The sequence below is a fragment of the Caulobacter sp. BK020 genome (assembly GCF_004342605.1).
In the GTDB taxonomy this organism is placed as follows: Bacteria; Pseudomonadota; Alphaproteobacteria; order Caulobacterales; family Caulobacteraceae; genus Caulobacter.
Window position 1 is genome coordinate 65,941 of the sequence record NZ_SLZL01000012.1, and the last position, 16,891, is coordinate 82,831.

The 16,891-nt window shown below is 67.4% G+C and carries 19 protein-coding genes and 1 tRNA gene; 6 read left to right on the plus strand and 14 right to left on the minus strand.

Translation table 11 applies throughout. From position 1 onward, the window contains the following. Positions 1 to 49: 49 nt before the first annotated feature. A tRNA-Thr gene (locus EV278_RS15795) sits at positions 50 to 124 on the plus strand. A gap of 63 nt (positions 125 to 187) precedes the next feature. Here the strand turns inward: EV278_RS15795 and EV278_RS15800 are convergent. Both EV278_RS15800 and EV278_RS15805 read right to left on the minus strand, forming a co-directional pair. Continuing rightward, entirely contained in the window at positions 188 to 412 is a 225-nt protein-coding gene (locus EV278_RS15800) for a hypothetical protein (protein WP_132093407.1), read from the minus strand. A 138-nt stretch (positions 413 to 550) separates the two neighbouring features. Further along, positions 551 to 772, minus strand: coding sequence for a hypothetical protein (locus EV278_RS15805; protein WP_132093410.1), 222 nt, complete (start codon positions 770 to 772; stop codon positions 551 to 553). A 408-nt stretch (positions 773 to 1,180) separates the two neighbouring features. Here EV278_RS15805 and EV278_RS15810 point away from each other — a divergent pair, with 408 nt between their 5' ends. Beyond that, positions 1,181 to 1,636, plus strand: a complete 456-nt coding sequence (locus EV278_RS15810; RefSeq protein ID WP_132093413.1) for a YaiI/YqxD family protein — start codon at positions 1,181 to 1,183, stop codon at positions 1,634 to 1,636. Continuing rightward, entirely contained in the window at positions 1,633 to 2,055 is a 423-nt protein-coding gene (arfB, locus tag EV278_RS15815; RefSeq protein ID WP_132093416.1) for an alternative ribosome rescue aminoacyl-tRNA hydrolase ArfB, read from the plus strand. Before EV278_RS15810 ends, arfB begins: the two co-directional genes overlap by 4 nt. Here the strand turns inward: arfB and EV278_RS15820 are convergent. The 3 genes from EV278_RS15820 to EV278_RS15830 form a co-directional block, all read right to left on the minus strand. Then, the gene (locus EV278_RS15820; RefSeq protein WP_132093419.1) at positions 2,052 to 2,585 is read right to left on the minus strand and encodes a MarR family transcriptional regulator; all 534 of its coding nucleotides are present in this window, start codon (positions 2,583 to 2,585) and stop codon (positions 2,052 to 2,054) included. The two genes, arfB and EV278_RS15820, sit on opposite strands and share 4 nt — an antisense overlap. 261 nt (positions 2,586 to 2,846) lie before the next feature. Then, entirely contained in the window at positions 2,847 to 3,080 is a 234-nt protein-coding gene (locus EV278_RS15825; RefSeq protein WP_057183553.1) for a hypothetical protein, read from the minus strand. Between the two features lie 34 nt (positions 3,081 to 3,114). Beyond that, positions 3,115 to 3,606, minus strand: coding sequence for a GcrA family cell cycle regulator (locus tag EV278_RS15830; protein WP_132093421.1), 492 nt, complete (start codon positions 3,604 to 3,606; stop codon positions 3,115 to 3,117). A gap of 292 nt (positions 3,607 to 3,898) precedes the next feature. Between EV278_RS15830 and EV278_RS15835 the strand changes: the two genes are divergently transcribed. Together EV278_RS15835 and EV278_RS15840 are read left to right on the plus strand one after the other, a co-directional pair. Beyond that, positions 3,899 to 4,396: a cytochrome c family protein gene (locus EV278_RS15835; protein WP_132093423.1), complete on the plus strand. Its 498-nt coding sequence runs from the start codon at positions 3,899 to 3,901 to the stop codon at positions 4,394 to 4,396. Between the two features lie 82 nt (positions 4,397 to 4,478). After that, positions 4,479 to 4,832, plus strand: coding sequence for a nuclear transport factor 2 family protein (locus EV278_RS15840; RefSeq protein ID WP_132093426.1), 354 nt, complete (start codon positions 4,479 to 4,481; stop codon positions 4,830 to 4,832). A 9-nt stretch (positions 4,833 to 4,841) separates the two neighbouring features. Here the strand turns inward: EV278_RS15840 and EV278_RS15845 are convergent, their stop codons facing one another. The 5 genes from EV278_RS15845 to EV278_RS15865 form a co-directional block, all read right to left on the minus strand. After that, positions 4,842 to 7,151 (minus strand): transketolase, encoded by a 2,310-nt coding sequence (locus tag EV278_RS15845; protein WP_243692218.1) that lies wholly within the window; start codon positions 7,149 to 7,151, stop codon positions 4,842 to 4,844. A 60-nt stretch (positions 7,152 to 7,211) separates the two neighbouring features. After that, positions 7,212 to 10,361, minus strand: coding sequence for an efflux RND transporter permease subunit (locus tag EV278_RS15850; RefSeq protein ID WP_132093429.1), 3,150 nt, complete (start codon positions 10,359 to 10,361; stop codon positions 7,212 to 7,214). Beyond that, positions 10,361 to 11,479, minus strand: a complete 1,119-nt coding sequence (locus EV278_RS15855) for an efflux RND transporter periplasmic adaptor subunit (protein ID WP_132093433.1) — start codon at positions 11,477 to 11,479, stop codon at positions 10,361 to 10,363. Before EV278_RS15855 ends, EV278_RS15850 begins: the two co-directional genes overlap by 1 nt. Before the next feature lie 117 nt (positions 11,480 to 11,596). Beyond that, positions 11,597 to 12,364 carry a hypothetical protein gene (locus EV278_RS15860; protein ID WP_347812828.1) on the minus strand — a complete coding sequence of 256 codons (768 nt, stop codon included), beginning with the start codon at positions 12,362 to 12,364 and terminating at the stop codon, positions 11,597 to 11,599. Between the two features lie 29 nt (positions 12,365 to 12,393). Continuing rightward, positions 12,394 to 13,170 (minus strand): class II aldolase/adducin family protein, encoded by a 777-nt coding sequence (locus tag EV278_RS15865; RefSeq protein ID WP_132093436.1) that lies wholly within the window; start codon positions 13,168 to 13,170, stop codon positions 12,394 to 12,396. A 163-nt stretch (positions 13,171 to 13,333) separates the two neighbouring features. On the opposite strand from EV278_RS15865, the gene EV278_RS15870 reads away from it, so the two are divergent. Further along, positions 13,334 to 14,005, plus strand: coding sequence for a spermidine synthase (locus EV278_RS15870; protein WP_132093439.1), 672 nt, complete (start codon positions 13,334 to 13,336; stop codon positions 14,003 to 14,005). On the opposite strand, the gene EV278_RS15875 is transcribed toward EV278_RS15870, so the two are convergent. The 4 genes from EV278_RS15875 to dapA all read right to left on the minus strand — a co-directional run bounded on the left by EV278_RS15875 (position 14,002) and on the right by dapA (position 16,687). Then, positions 14,002 to 14,385, minus strand: a complete 384-nt coding sequence (locus tag EV278_RS15875; RefSeq protein ID WP_132093442.1) for a type II toxin-antitoxin system VapC family toxin — start codon at positions 14,383 to 14,385, stop codon at positions 14,002 to 14,004. The genes EV278_RS15870 and EV278_RS15875 overlap by 4 nt on opposite strands. After that, positions 14,382 to 14,636 carry a hypothetical protein gene (locus tag EV278_RS15880; protein WP_207905496.1) on the minus strand — a complete coding sequence of 85 codons (255 nt, stop codon included), beginning with the start codon at positions 14,634 to 14,636 and terminating at the stop codon, positions 14,382 to 14,384. The genes EV278_RS15875 and EV278_RS15880 overlap by 4 nt, the downstream gene beginning before the upstream one ends. A 708-nt stretch (positions 14,637 to 15,344) precedes the next feature. Next, the gene (gene smpB / locus EV278_RS15885; protein ID WP_056759915.1) at positions 15,345 to 15,803 is read right to left on the minus strand and encodes an SsrA-binding protein SmpB; all 459 of its coding nucleotides are present in this window, start codon (positions 15,801 to 15,803) and stop codon (positions 15,345 to 15,347) included. After that, the gene (dapA, locus tag EV278_RS15890; protein ID WP_132093448.1) at positions 15,803 to 16,687 is read right to left on the minus strand and encodes a 4-hydroxy-tetrahydrodipicolinate synthase; all 885 of its coding nucleotides are present in this window, start codon (positions 16,685 to 16,687) and stop codon (positions 15,803 to 15,805) included. Before dapA ends, smpB begins: the two co-directional genes overlap by 1 nt. Between the last annotated feature and the right edge of the window lie 204 nt (positions 16,688 to 16,891).

A 16,891-nucleotide genomic window follows, 5' to 3' on the forward strand; every position in this document is an offset into this window, starting at 1 on the left:
TGCCCCCGCCCTTGCGGCTAAGGAGAACGCCCCGTTCGGCAAGCGGTGGGCCGGATTAGCACAGCGGTAGTGCAGCGGTTTTGTAAACCGAAGGTCGCGGGTTCGATCCCTGCATCCGGCACCATTCCCCCATCAAGGCGATGATCGTCTATCCCAAGAAGCGGGACCTGGGTGCGAAGGCCGAGGCTCAAGCGCCCAGCAGCGCCTCGTAGCGGGCGACGTTCTCGGCCAGCCACTGGCGCAGGCGCTCCAGTTCGCTGATGTGAGCGTGGGTCTCATCTCGCACGCCGCCGTCCTCGGTCGGCGACCCCACTTGCAGCTTGCCGCTGCGCAGGGCTTCCAGGCGCTGATCGAGGGCCTCCTGCTCGGCCTTGTGTCGCTCGACGACGCGATTGATTTCGGCCTTGTCCATACCCGGTCTCCAGTGCGACCGCCGAGTTCACGGCGGCGGGATCGCTTGAACTCCGAGTTTACGGCGCGCGTCGGAGCGCGTCGATCAAACTATGACCCGTAAGGAATATCCGGGCGCCCGCCCCGCCCGGACACGGCCTTAGTTATGCACCCAGCGGCAGACCTTCTGCTTGTGGCCGTGATGACGCTCCCACTTGCAGACCCTGTGCTCATGGCGGTGGCGCATGTCACGCTCACGGGCCGAAGCGGGGGCGGCGGCGGCCAGGCTCAAGGCGGCGAAGGCGATCGTGGCGGTTCCGAACAGCTTTGGGAAAGTCATGGGCGTCATGTCCTCCAGGCGGCGGCGACCGAAAGCGGTCATGCGCACCGTCCCATCGCCATGTTGTCGCGGTGTTGCGGCGTGTTTCGACGCCGTCGCCCCCCACGGCTCTCCGGGCCACGAAACGGCCAAAAAAATGCCCGGCGCAAAGGCCGGGCAGTCATTAGGGAGGAAACGCCCAGGAAGGGCAGGAGCGCCAACGGCGGCTCCACGGGTTGATAGCTAATGCGCTCGAGCCATCAATCAAGGGCGGGATCGTCGCCCCCCAAGGTGAAGCTGTGGAGAACCTTCGTTTGTCTGGAAAGCGTGCAACAGCACGACCGGCGCCCAAACCCTGGGCGGAAACTTCGGTTCGGACGGCGAAGACAAGGATGCGAGGGGCTTGTTCGACGCGAGCCGATTCTAGGCGGCGCTTGGCGAACGGCTGGGGAAGGCGCTACGAGACGGCGCATGACCGTTCTCTACATCGACGCCGACGCCTGCCCCGTGAAGGACGAGGTCTACAAGGTCGCCGCCCGCTATGGCCTGAAGACCTTCGTGGTCTCCAACAGCTGGATCCGCGTCCCTCAGACGCTCGCCATCGAGCAGATCGTGGTCGATGCCGGCCCCGACGTAGCGGACGACTGGATCGCCGAGCGGGCCGGCCCCGGCGACGTGGTGATCACCAACGACATTCCGCTGGCCGACCGAGTGCTGAAGGCCGGCGGCCAGGCGCTTGGAACCACCGGCCGCCTGTTCACCGTCGACACCATCGGCTCGGCCCTGGCCTCTCGGATGATCGGCGAGCACCTGCGCTCGATGGGCGAGACAACCAGCGGCCCAAAGGCGTTCGGTCCCGCCGATCGCTCCAGGTTCCTGCAGGCGCTGGACACCGCCGTGGTCAAGGCCAAGCGCGTGGTCCGATGATCGAGATCACCTCGTGGCTGCGGATCGACGACGACGAGATCGTCGAAAAGGCTATGCGCGCTTCGGGTCCCGGCGGCCAGCACGTCAACAAGACCAGCACGGCGATCGAGCTGCGCTTCGACGTGCGCAACTCCCCCACCCTGCCCGACGACGTGAAGGTGCGGCTCGAGGCCCTGGCCGGCAGTCGGCTGACCCAGGACGGCGTGATCGTCCTGTTCGCCCAGGGCAGCCGGTCGCAGGAGATGAACCGACAGGACGCCCGCGACCGGCTCGTCGAGCTGATCCGCCGGGCGACGGAAAAGCCCAAGCCTCGCCGGCCGACCAAGCCGACCTATTCCAGCAAGCTCAAGCGGCTGGAGACCAAGGGCAAGCGAGCGGGCGTCAAGGCGTTGCGCGGACGTCCGAAGGGCGACGACTAAGCCGAGGCGCTAGCCTTGGCGGCCGCCTCCACCGAGCCGCGTCCGAACGACAGCACCTCGTGCTTCCATTCCGGCTCGGTGATCAGTCCGCCGAGGATCTTCTGGAGATAGGTCGCGAGGTTGACCTGCTCTTCCTCCGTAAGCTCGGCGCAGACTTCCTGGTTGATCGGGTGGATGTCCTCCCGAACGCGACCTAGCACCTCGTGGCCTTCCGCGGTCAGGCGCACCACCACCTTGCGGCGGTCGGAGGCCTGGGTCCCGCGCTCGACGAGACCGTCGCGGATCAACCCGTCGATCGAACGGGTCAAGGTCGTGCGATCAGCGGCCGACAGCCGCGCCAAGCGGGTCATCGAACACTCGCCGAACCGCGCCAGCGACGCCAGCGCCACCCACTTGGCGAAGCTCAAGCCGTGTTGCGCGATGCAGTCGGCGGCGAGGGCGCGCCGGTGCTGCTCGGTCTGGTACATCAGATAGCTGACATAGGTCGGCAACGGCAAACCGCGCCCCTCCCCTTGCTTCTGCTCTGACATGGTTCCCCCCACGCCAAATGGCGCGCCTTCATGTCACACGCGCAAGCCGCACACAATCGCAGCTCCGCCTACCCGCGAACGGAATGCGGGCGTTTGCATACATTTGGAACCCGACGCCGTTCCCCCTGGCGCGAACGACAGCGAACATCGTTCGACCGTGGCTAACGCTACGTCAACCATAGGGTTCCAGACGAAACGACCCCCGCGAGCAAGTTCGCGGGGGTCGTGCATAGCTTGCTCTCGAAAGAGGCGGAAAGCGGATCAGGCCGCGTAGCTGGCGATCGCGTCGGGGATCGTGGCGTTGCGCGCACGGGCCCGGGCCAACCAGTCGTCGGGATAGGTCTCGCGCACGACGATCGATTTGAATTGACCGACGGGGATGCGGGTATGCTCGCCCGGATTGAGATCGCGCGACACCGAGTGACCGGCGAACTCTTCGATGATGGTGATCACCTGGCTGCTGCCGGCGGTGTTCTCGATCAAGACCATGTTCATGGGGGATGTCCTGGTGCTTGGGTTCGCGCTGGCGTCAGGCGGTGTGGTGTTCGATGCGGGCGGCCGGCTGGCGAGCCCAAGCCTTCACCTCGGACGGTGAGGCCAGTTTGCGGAAGGCGCCGCGGGCGTGCTCGTCGCAGTAGGAACCGCGGGCGGTCTTTTCGCGACCGCAGAAGCCGAAGTCGTGGGAGTCGGGATTGCCGATCGGCCAACGGCAGGAATGGATCTCCAGGCCCAGGATGTTCGCGGTCGGCGCCATCTCGGCGATTTCGAGCAGGCGAAGCGCCGAGCGTTGGGCGGGAGCGGCGTCGCGAACCGCGCGGGTCCGGGGCTGGGCCCGAACGGCGGTGCGCACCGCGCTGCGCTGACGGGTGGGAACCTCGCGAACCGTGATGCCCAGACGGTGCACCTTGCCGATCACCGCGCTACGGCTGACGCCGCCCAACTGGCGCGCCACCTGGCTCGCGCTCATGCCCTCAAGCCACAGTTTGCGAAGCGTGGCGGTCCGCTCTTCGTTCCAGTCCATGATCTTGTTTTCCTGCCCGGTCGCCGGAGCAGCCCCTCCGGCGCTCTCTGGGTACGTTTATGGTTAATTCCGGTCAATTTTTTATGTGCATACCCACGGTTTGTAATTGGGCATTTTGCTTTTACATTCTGTGAGATAACGCGCGTTGTCGCAGGGCGTTCGCTGAAACGTGGCGAGACCTTGACCGGATAACGACGTTATATATTGGATGCGAAGCCCACAGTTGGGCCAGAAAATGAATGTGGCGCCGCGCCGCACAGCTTGCGGCATAATGTCAGTTGGGAACGCGTGAATGCGTCAGGTTCATCTCGCCGCCGCGGCGGTCGTTTGCGTCATTCTGACCGGTTGCTCGAAGCCCGGCGGGGGAACTTCCGACGGCGGATCGGCGAGTTCGAGCCCCACGGCGGCGCCGACCGACGCCCAGAAGCAGACCCTGCTGGCCGCCCTTCCCGCTCCGTACAACACCGGCGACCTGATGAACGGGCAGAGCAAGTTCGCCCTCTGCCGTTCGTGCCACACCATCACCGAAGGCGGTCCGAACATGACGGGTCCCAACCTGTACGGCGTGTTCGGACGCAAGGCGGGCAGCAAGCCTGACTACAAGTACTCGCCCGTCGTCGCGGCCGCCGGTTTCAACTGGGACGCCGAGCATCTCGACAAGTGGCTGGACAACCCCCGCGGGTTCATGCCGGGCACCAAGATGACCTTCGCCGGCCTGCACGATCCCAGGGACCGCATCGACCTGATCGCCTATCTGAAGGTCGAGACCGGTTACAAGCCCGGGAGCTGATCGGATGATGGAGCCGCCCTTTCCGCCGACCAAGACTTGGAACGCCGAAGGCGGGCGCGCGTCTGGCGGGATCGGCTAGTCGATGCCCGCCCGCCGCCGCTTGCTGGCCGAGGTCTACGACGCCTTCAACGCACGGGATCTCGAAGCCCTGGGCCGGGCCCTCCATGCGGACGTCGAATGGCCCGACCTGCTGGACGGCGGCGCGCTGCACGGCCGCCAGACAGTGGTCGACTATTTCCGCCGTCAGTTCGCCCTGATGCAGGCCGACGCCCGGATCATCGACATCACGCCAGTGGGCGAGGACCAGGCGATCGTCCACGCGCAGTACGCCGTCCGCGACGCCCAGGGCGGACTGTGGTCGGACACCCGGGTGCGCCTGCGCTTCACCTTCGAGGACGGCCTGATCCGCCGCATGACGATCGTGCACGGGCTGTAAGCCGCCGACCTAGAGCAGCAGATCGGCGCAGGCGTCCAGAATGGCGTCGGCGTCCAGGCGGTATCGGGCGTAGAGGTCCGGCAGGTCGCCGGACTGGCCGAAGGTCTCCAGTCCCAGCGCGCGCAGCCGCATGCCGCGCACCGAGCCCAGCCAGGACAGGGTCGAAGGCGCGCCGTCGATCACGGTCACCAGGCCCGCGTCGCGGGACAGCGGCGCCAGCAGGGCTTCGATCTTCGAGGGGCGTGCAACGCCGTCCGTCCAGCGCGAACGGCCGGCGGCGGTCCAGTCGCGATGCAGGACATCCGCCGAGGTGACCGCCAGAAGGCCCGCGCCCGGTTCGTCCTCCTGCACCGCCTCGAAAGCCGCCAGCGCCTCCGGCGCCAGTGCGCCGGCATAGGCGATGGCCAGCCGAGCGTCGGGAGCCGGCGGACGCAGCCAGTAGGCTCCATCGACGACGCCCTGGCGCCAGGCGTCGTCGGCGCGCTCGGGCTGGGCGATCACCCGTGTCGACAGCCGCAGATAGGTCGAGGCTCCGTCCTTGGCCTGGATCCGGTCGAAGGCGTGCGCCATCAGCACCGCCGTCTCGTCGGCGAAGGCCGGCTCGTAGCTGTCCAGGCCCGGCTGGCTCATGCCGATCAGCGGCGAGCCGATCGACTGGTGCGCGCCGCCTTCGGGGGCCAGGGTCAGGCCGCTGGGCGTGGCGACCAGCAGGAAGCGGGCGTCCTGGTAGCAGGCGTAGTTCAGCGCATCCAGGCCCCGGGCGATGAACGGATCGTAGAGCGTGCCGACCGGGAACAGCCGCTCGCCGAACAATGGCGCGGTCAGGCCCAGGGCCGCCAGGGCGATGAACAGGTTGTTCTCGGCGATGCCCAGTTCGACATGTTGGCCGGTCTCGGCCTTGGACCACACCTGGGCCGACGGTATGCGCCGACGCTTGAACACGTCGTCGTGCGCCCGCCGCTGGAACACGCCCCGACGATTGACGAAGCCGCCGAGATTGGTCGAGACCGTGACGTCCGGCGAGGTGGTCACCACCCGGCCGGCGAATTCGTCGTCCCGGCGGGCGATCTCGAACATCACCTTGCCAAAGGCGGCCTGGGTGGACTGTTCGCCCCCGCCGGAGACGGCCGCCAGCAAGGCGTCGGGGGATGGCGCCTGGATCGCCGGCGCGACATGCTCGCGCTCGGTATTGGCCGCGAACGGCGCCCTGGCCACCAGCCCCTTGAGAGCCGTGTGCTCGGCCGCCGAGAGACCCGACAGCGGATCCCATTCCTCGCCCTCGATCACGCCCAGCCGCGCGCGCAGTTCGGCGATCTGGGCCTCGGTCATCAGGCCGGCATGGTTGTCCTTGTGCCCCTGGAACGGCAGGCGCAGGCCCTTGACCGTGTAAGCGATGAAGAAACGCGGCGCGTCATCCTGGCTGGCCCTGTCGAAGGCCTCCAGGATGGTTTCCATGCAATGGCCGCCCAGCTCGGTCATCAGCTCGCCCAGGTCGACGTCCTTGTAGGCCGCGATCAGCTTCAAGGCGTCGGCGTCGCCGGCCAGGTCGGCGTTCAGCCGTTCGCGCCAGGCCGCGCCGCCCTGGTAGCTGAGCGCCGCGTAGAGGTCGTTGGGCGCGGTTTCGATCCATTGCTGGAGCGCCGGGCCACCTGGCTTGGCGAAGGCCTCGCGCTGGCGCCTGGACCATTTCAGCGTCTCGACCGTCCAGCCGGCGGCCTCGAAGATCTCGCCATAGCGGGTGAACATCCGGTCCTGGGTGGTCGCGTCCAGGCTCTGGCGGTTGTAGTCGACGATCCACCAGGTGTTGCGGATGTCGTGCTTGCAGGCCTCGATCAGGGCCTCGTAGATGTTGCCTTCGTCCAGCTCGGCGTCGCCCAGCAGCGAGATCATCCGTCCCATCTTCTCGGGTTTCACGGCGCCGCGCGCGGCCAGATAGTCCTGGGCCAGCGAGGCGAAGGCGGTCATGGCCACGCCCAGGCCCACCGAGCCGGTCGAGAAGTCGACGTCGTCGGTATCCTTGGTGCGCGAGGGATAGGACTGGGCGCCGCCCAGGGCGCGGAAGGCCTTGAGCTTCTCCAGGCTCTGGCGACCGAACAGATGCTGGATCGCGTGAAACACCGGACTGGCGTGCGGCTTGACGGCCACGCGGTCCTGCGGCCGCAACGCCTTCATGTAGAGCGCCGTCATCAGGGTGGTCATCGAGGCGCAGGACGCCTGGTGGCCGCCGACCTTCAGCCCGTCGCGGCTTTCACGCAGATGGTTGGCGTTGTGGATCGTCCACGAGGCCAGCCAGAGAATGCGTTCCTCGATGCGTCGCAGAAGCGCAAGCTCCTACCGCTTCGCCGCCAATACGGCCTCGGCCATGCTTCCTCACCCGGTTCAGACGGGTGAGGCATGCCCCTCCCCGCTCTTCTCGCGGGCTTCATAGTCCTCGATTTGCCGCGAAGTCCACTCCGGAGACTTCGTGAAGCGCGCCAGCAGGTTGTAGAACACCGGAACCACGAACAGCGTCAGCAGGGTCGCGAAGATCGCGCCGGTGAAGATCACCGCCCCGATCGTCTTGCGGCTGCCGGCGCCGGCTCCCGCCCACAGCATCAGCGGCAAGGCGCCCATGGCCGCCGAGATCGAGGTCATGATGATCGGACGCAGGCGCAGGGCGGCGGCCTCGATCACCGCCTCGCGGACCTTCAGGCCCTCGTCGCGCAGCTGATTGGCGAACTCGACGATCAGGATCCCGTTCTTGGCGGCGATGCCGACCAGAATGATCAGGCCGATCTGGCTGTAGGTGTTGATCGTCGAGCCGGTGATCAGCAGGCCGAACAGCCCGCCCAACGCCGCCAGCGGCACCGTCAGCATGATCACCGCCGGGTGGATCCAGCTCTCGAACTGCGCGGCCAGGACCAGGAACACCAGCAGCAGCGCCAGGCCGAAGGCCAGGCCCACCGCGCCGGAGGCTTCCAGGTAGTCCTTGGCCTGGCCGCCCCACTTGACGCTGACCCCGGGCGTCGGGTGGGCGGCGGCCTGGTCCTGGAAAAACTTGACGGCGTCGGCGACGGTATAGCCGGGGTTCAGCTGGGTGGTCAGGGTCACCGCCCGCAGGCGATCGACGCGCGGACGGTCGGGCGTGTCGCCGCGCAGCTCGGTGGTGACCACCGTCGACAGCGGCACCAGGGTGCCCGACTGAGTCCGCACCTGCAGGCGGTTGAGGTCCTCGATGCCGCGACGCTGGTCCAGCGCGGTCTGCAGGATGACGTCATATTCCTGGCCGGACTTGATGTAGGTCGTCACCTGGCGCGAGCCGAACATGGTCTCCAGCGCCCGACCGATCGACTGGGCCGAGACGCCCAGGGTCGCGGCCTTGTCGCGGTCGATCTGCACCGACAGGCGCGGCGCGGTGGGCTCATAGTCGAGGCGCGGCCGCGACAGGCCCGGATTGGCCTGGGAAGCGCTGAGGATGGGCTTGAGCCAGTTGGCCAGCTGGACGTAGTCGTTGCCGACGGCGATCAGGTCGACATTGGTGCCGCCGCCGCCGCCGCCACCGCCGCCGCCGCCGCGCTGGAAGGCGCCGCGCACCGAGGCCACGGCGCGGACGCTGGTGATCCTCGACAGGCTCTTGTTGAGTTCGGCGGCGACCTCGTCGGCCGACTTGTCGCGCTCGCCCCACGGCTTAAGCGCAACGACCGCGTTGCCGGTGTTGAACTGGTTCTGGCCGAAACGCGGCACGGTGATGATCGTACGCTCGGCCACGCCGTCGCGCCGATACTGGTCGAGGATCTTCTCGATCCTGTCGGCGACCTTGACCGTCGCGTCGAACCCGCTGCCCTCCGGCCCATTGATCGACACGTCGACGCGGCCGCGGTCCTCGGCGGGCACCAGTTCCTGAGGCAGCAGGGCGAACAGTCCGCTGGCGCAGACCGCCAGGACCAGCACCGACAGACCCGTGACCAGGGTGGCCGAGCCCTTGCCCAGCAGGCCTTCCAACGAATGGCGGTAGCTGTCCTTCAGCGCGTCCATAGCCTGGTCGACCCGGCGCGACAGCCAGTTGGCGCTGGCGGGCTTGAGCAGCTTGGACGCCATCATCGGCGACAGGCTCAAGGCCAGCAGGGCCGAGAAGCCTACCGCCGCGGCGATGGCCACGGCCAGCTCGACGAACAGCCGGCCGATATAGCCGGGCAGGAACATCAGCGGGGCGAACACCGAGATCAGCACGATGGTGGTGGCCACGACCGCGAAGAACACCTGGCGAGTGCCGCGCAGGGCCGCCACCGTCGAGGGCTCGCCCTCATCGACGCGGCGCTGGATGTTCTCGACCACGACGATGGCGTCGTCGACCACCAGGCCGACCGCCAGCACCAGGGCCAGGAGGGTCAGCAGGTTCAGCGAGAAGCCCAGCGGGGCCAGGACGATGAAGGTCGACAGAATGCAGATCGGCGCGACGATCGACGGGATCAGGGCAGAGCGCCAGCTGCCCAGGAACAGCAGGTTGACCAGGGCCACCAGGGCGATCGAGATACCCATCGTGATCCACACCTCGTGGATCGCCTCGGCGGTAAACACCGAGTTGTCGATCGCCACGATCATCTTGGTGCCTGCCGGCAGCGTCTGGTTGATGGTCGCCACTTCCTTGCGGACCGCGTCCGAGATCGCGACGTCGTTGGCCTGCGACTGGCGGGTCAGGGCGATGCCGACCTGCGGAACGCCGTTGCCGTGGAACAGCTTGCGGCGTTCATCCGCCCCCTCCTCGACCCGCGCCACGTCGCCCAGGCGGACCACGAAGCCCTCGGCGCCCCCGGCGCGCAGCGGCAGCTTCAGGAAGTCCTCGGGCTTGGAATAGGCGCGACTGACCCGGATCGTGAAGTCCTTGGCGGCGCCTTCCAGGGCGCCGGCGGGGAGTTCCACGTTCTGGGCGTTGAGGGCATTCTCGACATCGTCGACCGTCACACCGCGCGCCGCCATGGCGTCGGCGTCCAGCCAGATGCGCATGGCGTAGAGCGGCGCGCCGTAGAGGTTGGCCTGGGCCACGCCGGGAATCGTCGACATCCGCTCGACCAGATAGCGGTCGGCGTAGTCGGCCAGCTCCAGGGTGCTGAGGGTGCTGGAGGTCAGGTTCAGGACGATGATCGGCGAGGAGTCGGCGTTGGCCTTGGCGATCTGCGGCGGGTCGGCCTGGTCGGGCAGGTTCGCCGCCACCCGGCTGACCGCGTCGCGCACGTCGTTGGCGGCCGCGTCGAGGTCGCGATCGAGCGTGAAGGTGATGGTGATCTGCGAGCGACCGTCACGCGAGGAGCTGTTGACCCGGTCGATGCCCTGGATCCCGGCGACCTGGCGCTCGATGACCTGGGTGATCCGCTCCTCGATCACCTCGGCCGAGGCGCCGCGATAGGCGGTCGAGATCGACACCACCGGCGGATCGACGCTCGGCAGTTCGCGGATCGGCAGGCTCTTGAAGGCTGCCAGGCCGATGACGCAGAGGATGATCGCGGCGACCGCGGCGAAGACCGGCCGACGAACGGAAAGGTCGGAAAGCATCAGCCGGCCTTCTGCTTGCGATCACCCTGGCCGGCCTGGGGCTTTCCGCCGCCGACATTGACCGGCGCGCCGTCCTGCACGCGGTTGAGACCGTCGCCGACCAGCTTGTCGCCAGCTTTCAGGCCCGAGGTGATTTCGATGAAGCCGTCCGCATCGACGCCGGTCTGCACCGAAGCGCGGCGGGCGACCAGGCCCTTGGGCCCCTTGGTGACCAGGAACACCGAGGCCTGGGAGCCCTCGAACTGCACGGCGGCCTCGGGCACCGCCACGGCTTGGCGCCGGCCCTGGTCGATGCCGACCTTGATCAGCATGCCGGGTTTGAGGCGACCGTCGGCGTTGGGGAATTCGGCCCGGGCCTTGAGCGCGCGCGTGGCCGGGTCGATCCGCGTGTCGATCTGGGCGATGCGGCCAATGAAGCTCTCGCCCGGCAGGGCGTCGGGCTTGGCGGTGATCGTCAGCCCCTCGCGAAGGATCGGCAGGTAACGGTCGGGCACCGAGAAGTCGACGCGGATCACCGAGACGTCGTCCAGGCTGACGATGGGCGTTCCGGGGCTGATCAGGGCCCCAGGCGCGATGTCCGATATGCCCACCCGGCCCGAGAACGGCGCGCGGATCACCTTGTCCAGCTTCTGGGCACTGGCCGCGGCCAGGGCGGCGCGGGCGGTGTCGCGCGCGGCCATGTACTGCTCGGCCGAGGCGCGCGGGGCGATGCCGCGATCGGCAAGGGTCTTCCACCGGGTGTATTCACGCTCGGCCTGGGCCAGCTGGGCCTGGGCCTCGGCGATGCCCGCGGTCTCCTGGTCGGCCTTCAGCTCGACCAGCACCTGCCCCTTGGATACGGTCTGTCCGTCGCGGAAGTGGACGGCGGTGATCAGCTCGGCCGTGTTCGAGGTGATGGTCACCGACTGGCGGCCCTTGGCCACGCCCAGCACCTCGATCCGGTCGGTGAAGGCCCGCGGCTGGGCGACCACTTGCGACACGGGTGTCGCGCGTCCGCCGCCAGCAGCGCCCCCCTGCCCCGTCGCCTTGCCGCCAAAGGCCAGTTTCAGCCCGCCAGCCAGCAGCATCAGCAGAACAGCGACCACCGCCCCGACCAGGAAGAAATGTCTGCGGATCACGAAAAGCTCCGGGCGCCGGGATGTAACGGCTCAGCTAATACAAAACGGCTCATTAGCCGCCAGCCGTAGCCTGCGTCCAGTGACACACGGATGACCAAATATTACAGTTCTGAAATATCAGAACCGCCGCCACACCGCCAAGACCGGGCCATGGTCAGCCGGGGTCTCACGCCCCAGTATGGCTTGCCGCCATCCGGCCTGCAGGCTCCAGACGCCCAGATCACGCGCCACGGATATTTCGCTCTTGCACCAACGCGATCTTACCGGCTGGGAATCGGCCTGGCCGGCGAAGGTCTGAACCATCAACAGCCAGCGGGGCCGAGGCTTGAGGCCCGCCGTGACGTCGACCCTGGTCTCGTCGGCCAGGCCGCTCCGCCTCAGACGCGCGACCTGCACCTCGGCGAAGGCCTGCATGGTTCGCCACTGGCCAGAGGTTCCCGCCAGCAGTCGCGCCTCGATGTCGGCGTCGCCCTGTCCTGGCGCCGCATAGCCGGCGTTGCGCCCCACACCATCCCGGGCGGCGCCCAGATAAAGGCTGATGACTGATCGATCCGTGTGCAGCAAGGCGTACCGCAGCCCCAGTTCGACGGATCCCAGTCCCTCATAATCGACGAAATCGTCGTGGCCGCGAGTCAGCCCCGCCTTGGATTGCAAGGTCAGACGGTCGGTCAGGCCGTATTCGCCGTAGAGCGACAAGGTCTGGTCGCGGCGCCGGGCGATCGCCACCTCCACGCCGTTCGGATCGAAGCCCGTGTCGGCCTTCTGATCCTCATATTTGAGGATGGCCAGCCCCTCGCCATCCTTCATGGGCCAGGCGCCGGCCCAAGCCGGTCCGGACACCCGGCCCAGCGCGCAAAAGAAAGCCGCCGCGGTCCCCAGGGCCACGGCGGCGTTTCGTTTTCGACGCCTGGGCGTCAATCCGTGTAACCGGGGGACTCCCGGTCGAGTTTGCGCAGGCAGCCCGGCCAGGCCAGGCCGGCGATCATGCCCATGCCCATGCCGGTCTGGCTGCGGACCTCGGCCTGGGCGGCGTCTGGCGCTTCGAGCACGTTGTCGCGGCCAGCGCTGAGCGCCATCACCTGCTGGGCGCAGGCCCGTTCCAGGAAGAACATGCCCAGCCAGCACTCGGCCGCCGTCGCCCCCACCGACAAGGTGCCGTGGTTGCGCAGCATCATCAGCTTTTTCTCGCCGAGGTCGGCCACCAAGCGTTCCCGTTCGTCAAGGTTGAGCGCAATGCCTTCATAATCGTGATAGGCGAGCTGTGGCAAGACAATTAGCGAATGCTGCGACAGCGGCAGCAGACCTTCCTTGTTCGCGGACACCGCCACGCCTTGGTCGGTGTGCAAGTGCATGACGAAATGGGCGTCCTCGCGGGCGGCGTGGACCGCCGAGTGGATCGTAAAACCCGCCGGGTTGATGAAGTACGGCGTCTTGTCGATGACATTACCGTCCAGATCGACCTTGACCAGGCACGAGGCAGTCATCTCGCCGAAGAACAGGCCGTAGGGATTGATCAGGAAATGATGCTCCGGCCCGGGGATGCGGGCCGAGATGTGGGTGAAGATCATGTCGTCCCAGCCGTGGACGGCGACCAGGCGATAGAGCGCCGCGAGATCGACGCGGGCCTTCCATTCGGCCTCGCCGACCTGGTCCTTGAGCGACGTGGCGATGGGCGATGCACCGTCGGCCATGAGCGGATCCTCCGTAGGTTATCGTTGTTAGGTTTGAAGGTCGCGCCGCTGGGTCCTTGCGTCAAGCGGCCGTTGTGGCGGGGGACACTCACTCATTCCACAGCCGTTGATCATGACCCTCTACGTGGGCCATGAGTGTGCGTCCCCAACCCGCGAGTCCCCCATGATCCCCTGGCAGCATCTCGACACCGTCCAGGTGCCCGGCGACGGCGAAGACCTGCGGCTGATGCGGCGCGGGACCGAGTTCTCGATCATGACCGGCGGCATCGAGTTGATGAACAGCCGGCTCAGCGGCTCGGAAGAGGCCATGGCCGCCCTCGCCTTCGAGCGAATTGGTCAGCGCCCCGGAGCCCGGGTGCTGATCGGCGGGCTGGGCATGGGCTTCACCTTGCGCGCCGCGCTCGCCGCCTTCGGGCCCGACGCGCGGATCGTCGTCGCCGAGCTCGTACCGGGCGTCGTCACCTGGGCCCGGGGGGCGCTGGCGGCGCTTCACGGCGCCAGCCTCGACGACCCCCGCGTCAGCATCCACGAGGGCGACGTCGGTGAACGGATCCGCGCTGGAGAGACGGCCTTCGACGCCATCCTGCTGGACGTCGACAACGGCCCCGGCGGCCTGTCCCGCAAGGAGAACGACGGCCTCTACAGCCCGATGGGCCTGGCCGCCGCCAAGCGCGCCCTGCGGCCCGGCGGGGTCCTTGAAGTCTGGTCGTCGACCCGCGACAACAGCTTCACCGCACGGCTGAAGCGGGCGGGATACGCCGTCGAAGAGATCGGCGTCCGCGCCCACAAGGGCCGTGGCGCGCGGCACGTGATCTGGATGGCGACCGCGCCTTAGTCCGCCGCGCTCATTCGCACGGGATATCGGGTCGCTTGCCGATCGCCGGTCAGGAAAATCGCGTCCTCGTCGATGGCCTGGGCGATCAGGAGGTGATCGAACGGGTCACGATGATGTTGCGGCAGCGACATCAGTGTTCGCAGGTGCGCAGGTTGGATCGCGAGCCGCCGAAAGCCCTCGCGCTCGACCTGGTTTTCGATCTCCTCGATCTCGGCCTGGAGCTTGCCGATTCGGACCTTGATCGCGATCTCCCAAAGGGAGACGACGCTGACAAGGATTTCGTTGCCCGGATCCGAGATCGTCGCCCGCGCCTCGGTCTGCAAACGCGGAGAATCCGACAGCCACCAGATTAGCGCACTGGTGTCCAGCAGCACCTTCACCCGTCGCTGCCCTCAAATGCGTCGAGCAGGTCGTCAGGCCAGGCGTCGAAATCCTCCGCCATGACGATGCGTCCCTTCAAGGCGCCCGGCTGGCGCTGCGCCAAGGCCGGACGCTCCGGCGCCCGCAACTCAGCCACCGCCTCGCCCCGGGACATTACCACGAAGGACGCTCCCTGCTGGGCGCGACGCAAATAGTCGCTGAGATTTTCCCGGAGCGCTCGGACGCCAACGGGAGTGGTCGGATCCGCCATGCGCGCCTCCATGTGTACGCAACTAGTGTACACCGACGGACTCGACGGTTCAACGGGCGGATCGGCTCGCGAGGTCTTGGCGTGAGCGCGCCTACCCGGCGCGGGGATCGAGCCGCATCTATCCCGGCGAACGACAGGAAGAAACCCAACCTTTCCAACGCCCTGAAGAAAAATCAGCGTCACCGGTCCTCGGACCTCAAACCCAGCCCATACTGAGCAGGTCCCCATCGCGGGGGAGGGCTCTTGGTACCGGCCCAAGCAGGCGATGGGGATGGAACCGAGCGGGGCCGGCTGGGCCTGGCGGTCGGGTCGTTTCGGGAGGCGGGGCTCAGAAGGTCCCAAGGTCCGGGGCGGACGATGGCGGGACAATCGGGTCGACGGGGCCGGGAAGCAAAAACCGGCCCGTTCCAGGATCAGTCGGAGTCGCCGACGGCCCCTTCCGGGCGACTTTGATCCTGCCCGCCCGAGGGGAAACGTCGATCGGGATGAAACAGGCCCTCAGTCGCCGTCCCTTGAGAAGAACGGTTTCGCGGAGCGGTCGAGCCAAGCCGAAACGCACAACAAAACTCACGGTCATCCGGGCTGGGCCCGGACCGCTCCGCGCCTCCCCACCCACTCGCCGCGAAAGCCCGAGGTCGAAGAGCCGTGTCCGCAAACACTTGCCCGCCTGGCGGTTTCGCCGCCGGCACGCCAACAGCGGGGCGGCGATTAGTCCCCCCGGTCGCCTTTCATCAGCCGCGCCTTGTCGCGCTGCCAGTCACGGGCGGCTTCGGTCTCGCGCTTGTCATGGTTCTTCTTGCCCTTGGCCAGGCCGATCTCCAGCTTGGCCAAGCCCTTCTCGTTCCAATAGAGCTTGAGCGGGATCAGGGTGCGACCGTCGCGCTGGACAGCGCCGATCAGCTTGTCGATCTGCTTGCGGTGCAGCAGCAGCTTTCGGTGGCGCCGGGGTTCGTGGTTGAAGCGGTTGGCGTGGCCGTAGGGCGGAATGTCGGCGTTGATCAGCTTGATCTCGCGCCCCTCGACCGAGGCGTAGGACTCGGCGATGTTGGCCCGGCCCACGCGCAACGACTTCACCTCGGTGCCGGTCAGCATCAGCCCGGCCTCGACAGTCTCCTCGATGAAGTAATCGTACCGCGCGCGGCGGTTCTCGGCGATCGGCTTGGTCATCAGACCAGACCCGCCTCGCGCATGGCCTCCAGGATCGCCGGCTTCACCGCGTCGCTGCATGGGGCGATCGGCAGGCGCACGTCAGGCTCGCACAGGCCCAGATGGGCCATGGCGAACTTGGTCGGCGACGGCGAGGCGTCGAGGAACAACGCCTTGTGCAGCCGCACCAGGCGATCCTGCCAGTACAGCGCGGTCTCCCACTCGCCGTTCATGCAGGCGTTAATGAAGGTGGCGCAGGCGTCCGGCGCGACGTTCGAGGTCACCGAGATCACGCCATGGCCGCCGTGGGCGACGTAGCCGAGCGCGGTCGGGTCGTCGCCCGACAGCATCACCCAGTCCGGACCGCACATGATCCGCTGGAAGCTGGCGCGGGTCAGGTCGCCGGTGGCGTCCTTGATGCCGACGATGTTGGGCAGCTTGGACAGCCGCTCCAGCGTCTCGTTGGCGATGTCAGAGCCGGTGCGGCCCGGCACGTTGTAGACCAGCACCGGCAACTGCACGGCGTCGTTGATCGCCTTGTAGTGCTGGTAGACGCCCTCCTGGCTGGGACGCACATAGTAGGGCGAAACCACCAGGGCCGCGTCGGCGCCGACGGCCTTGGCGTGGGCGACCAGCTCGATCGCCTCGGCGGTCGAGTTGGAGCCGGCGCCGGCGATCACCGGCACGCGGCCGCGAGCAGTCTGCACGCACAGCTCGACGACGCGCTTGTGCTCGTCGTGGCTGAGGGTCGCGGTCTCGCCGGTGGTGCCGACCGGCACCAGGCCGTGCACCCCGCCGGCGATCTGGCGCTCGACCAGGGCCACGAAGGCTTTCTCGTCCACCGCGCCGTCGCGGAATGGCGTGACCAGCGCCGGAATGACGCCCTTGAACGGAGAATGAGCCATGACTTGCAATTTGCCGTGAGAAACGCGCCGCGACGGTTGCGGCCTGAGGATGGGGGCGGACAATATGTCCCGCTCCCCATGTCCCGCAACCGGTCCGTGACGGTCTGCACCGATTTGGGGACGTTTCTGCAAGGGTCAATCCGCCGCGAAGCGGTCTATAAGCGCCAATCAGGGTCGCAAGCGCCGCAAATCGGCCCCTCGTTC